2 protein-coding genes are annotated in these 3416 nt (G+C 72.8%); both read right to left on the reverse strand.

The window, feature by feature from the left end; genetic code table 11:
* A partial coding sequence (locus VGZ23_15215) for a lyase family protein (GenBank protein HEV2358941.1) occupies positions 1-1320 on the reverse strand: 1320 nt, incomplete at its 3' end.
* A gap of 68 nt (positions 1321-1388) precedes the next feature.
* Entirely contained in the window at positions 1389-3164 is a 1776-nt protein-coding gene (locus VGZ23_15220) for a M14 family zinc carboxypeptidase (GenBank protein HEV2358942.1), read from the reverse strand.
* Positions 3165-3416 lie beyond the last annotated feature (252 nt).

Raw genomic sequence — 3416 nt, forward strand, 5'->3', positions numbered from 1 at the left:
GACGTCGCGCCGGGCCACGAACGCCGCGGGATCGAGCGCGTCCGCGAGCACGGCCGCCGGCAGCCGGGCCGGCCGGCCGGCGGCCGCGTCCGTGGCCGCCGCGACCTCATCGGGTGTGACGTCCTGGAAATCCGCGCCCCGGTCGCGCCGGCCGGCGACGAGGTGCGCGACCGCGGCGTGCGCGTCGGCAAACCGCAGCCCCCCCTCCCGGACGAGGGTATCGGCGAGCTCGGTGCTCGTGGCGAAGGTGCCCCGCAGCGCCGGCGTCCACGCGTCCGGGCGGATCGCCGCCTGGGCGATCACCGCCCCAAGCAGCTCGAGCGCCCCGGTGAGCTCCCGGTGCGACTCCGCGAGCGGCGGGAGGAGATCCTCGACCGGGTCGTTGATGTCGCCGAACGGCACGTTGTGCGACGACGCGCACATGCCGGCGCTCGTCCCCAGGATCCGGCTGAGCGCGCTGCGCACGTGCTCGAGCGCCACGGGATTGCGCTTCTGCGGCATGAGGCTGCTGATCTGGATGAACGGCGCGGCGAGGCGCAGCCCGTCGACTTCCGAGCCCGCCCAGAACAGGAGGTCGCAGACGATCCGGCTGAGGCTCGTCGCCAGCGTCGCGTGGCAGCCGGCGAGCTCGGTGACGTAATCGCCCGCGGCGACCGCGTCGTAGCTGTTCTCGACCACCCCGGCGAACCCGACCAGCGCCGCGACGTAGCGCCGGTCGATCGCAAACCCGGTCGTGGTCAGGGCGACCGCGCCGAGCGGCGAGCGGTCGAGACGATCCACCGCGGCGCGGTAGCGGTCGGCGCACCGGGCGAGCACGGCCGCCGCGGCCAGCAGGTAGTGTCCGGCGGTCGTGGGCTGCGCGTGCTGGTGATGCGTGTGCGCCATGATGAGCGTGGCGCGGTGGCGGTCGGCCTGATCGATCACCGCCTCCCGGAGGCCGTCGGCCGCCTCGACGATGTCGATGGTCTGATCGCGCAGCATGAGCCGGGCGACGGCCGCGCCCGCGTCGTTCCGGCTGAGGGCCAGCCGGAAGTCCCCGCGCCCGCGGGTCGCCGTCTCCACGTGGTGGTGCACGACGAAGTACAGGTCTTCCCACCGCGGATCGTACGGCGGCAGCGCGTCCGGGGTGAGCGACGCGAGGGCGCGCAGGGTGTCGCCGGCGACGCCGGCGTCGAGGATCCCCTGGCGCCGCAGCATGAGCACGTGGGCGACGAGGACGTCGCGCAGGTACGGAAACTCCTCGCGGCAGGCGAAGGCATAGCGCGGTCCCAACACCTCGCGGACATACACGGGATCGCGCCGGCCGTCGTGTGCGTCCATCGCGCGCGCCCCATTCGGCGCCTCGGGGACGCGCCCCTGTCGCGCACGCCGCCGTCCGGTCCGGCGGCCTACGCGGGCGACAGGCCCCGGTAGATCTCCGCCGCGGCCAGCACGGTTTCCATTTGGACGGCGTGCGCGAGCACGAACAACTCGCCGTAAATCGTCTCGTCGGGGAACTCGGTGATGATCGCGAGCGGAAACGGCGCCTCGTCGTCCTCGGTGATCTGGCAGGGAATGCCGTGCAGGATGGGCGCCGGCCGTTCGCCGGTGTGCGCCTCGTACGCCGCGAGCTGGGCGCGGTTGAGCTCGGCAAGGCCGGGGATCATCGCCAACCGCGCGGTCAGGGCGTCGAGCAGCGCCGGCACGCGCGCCGCCCACTCGCCGTGGTGGCGCAGGATCACGTAGAAGCCCTTCGGGATCGACCACGTTTCGAAGCCGCGGGGCAGGTAGCCGGTAAGCGGCCGGGTCCACTCGTGGGACGGGTAGCCGTGGAGGTTGATGTGCAGGCGGGCGCCGCTGAGACGCTGGGCCTCGATCCGGGCCGCCTTCTCGTACCAGGGCGCTCGGGACCGGGACTGCAGGTCGTCGCCGAGCGCGGTGTAGCGCGCCGCGTGATGCATGTGGCGGGGATTGATCGCGCAGAGCCGGCGATGCAGCGCGTACCCGTCGGGGTTCTCGAGCGGGATCACCGCGAACGAGGCGTCGGGATCCTCGGCGAGGCGGCTGGCGGCGCGCAGAGCTCCGACCACACCCGTGGTTTCGTTGGCATGCTGGCCCGCGGTCACGACGATCGCGGGGTGCCGTCCCGGACGGTAGACGCCCAGGACCGGGCGTCCCCGGCGCGAGCGGGCCGCGATCGGCCCTCCCTCGAGGGCGGCCGTCTCGTCCATGATCTCCGGCAGTTCCAACGGCCGATCGGCCTCGTCGATGCGGCGGCCCCGGCGGCCGTCCGCGGGGGCGGGTTCGGCGGGAGCCCCCGGGACCGGTCCGTCGCCGGCCGGGGAATCGAGCGTCACGCGCACGAGCGGTGCCGACGCCGCCTGCCGGATGTCGGGGACCACCTGCCCGGGCTGCGCCGTCCGGTCGGTCACGGCGCGGCCCGCCCGATGCTTGAAGAACTCCAGGACCGAAAAATACAGATCCTCGTGGAGCGCCTCGCACGTACTGAGACACTCTTCGCCGAACGGCAGAGGCCGGTCCACGTCCGGAATCTCGGCGGAAATCACGAGCCGGTCGAAGTACGGCTCGGTCGTCCCCCAGTCGTAGGCGCGCACGGCGTCCAGGGCGCGCCGGAAGATCGTCTCGTACTCGGTCACGAGCGGCTCGTCGGTGCGGACGTCGCCTGTGCCCGGTTCGGTGATGCGCAGCCAGCCCGACGGCGCCAGCACCGGGGCGCCGAGGTGATCCTCCCGCACGCGATTCGGGGCAAAGACACGAACCGCGTCGCGCTCTCCGGTCCGGCGTTCGAAGTCGACGTGGTAATGGCCGCGGTCCTGCCCCTCGACAAACGCCGTCTCGACACCCGGGAGGAGGGCGGCGAGGGGATACGCCTCCAAGAGGAAGCGCTTGGGGTGGGCCCGCTCGTGAACGGGGTAACGGACGGTGACTCGCCGGAGCGTGCCGGCGTCCACCTCCTCGAGAAAGAAATGGACCAGGGGCTTGTAGGCGCTGCGCAGGACGGCCGCGATTCCGCGTTTTCCGAGCCGGCGCTCGGCCGCCCGGCGCCGCGTCACCCCTTCGAACAGCCAGGCTTCGACCGACGCGCCCGGGGCGGTCTCGCGCTCGAGTCGCGGCAGCAGCTCATCCAGCGTGCCGGGGACGCGATCATCAAGCAAAGCGATCATGGGCGAGGGCTTCGGTGCGCCGGCGCCCGGGGCCTTGACGGCGCCGAGCCGGGGGCGGCCCGGAAGATTGTTGCCGCTCAACTTTTGTCGCGGCGCGCGCCGCGGCGGGACCGGCATAGGGGCGCGTGGCACCGCGCTCGAAGGACATCATGGCACGTTCTGGGGTGGAAGGGGGAGAGCATGGATCATTCGGCGTCTGCCGGATCGTCTCGCGCACGAAAGATTAGCCGCCGGGCCGCGCTCCGGGCGATC

This window comes from bacterium (genome assembly GCA_035945995.1).
In the GTDB taxonomy this organism is placed as follows: Bacteria; Sysuimicrobiota; Sysuimicrobiia; order Sysuimicrobiales; family Segetimicrobiaceae; genus DASSJF01.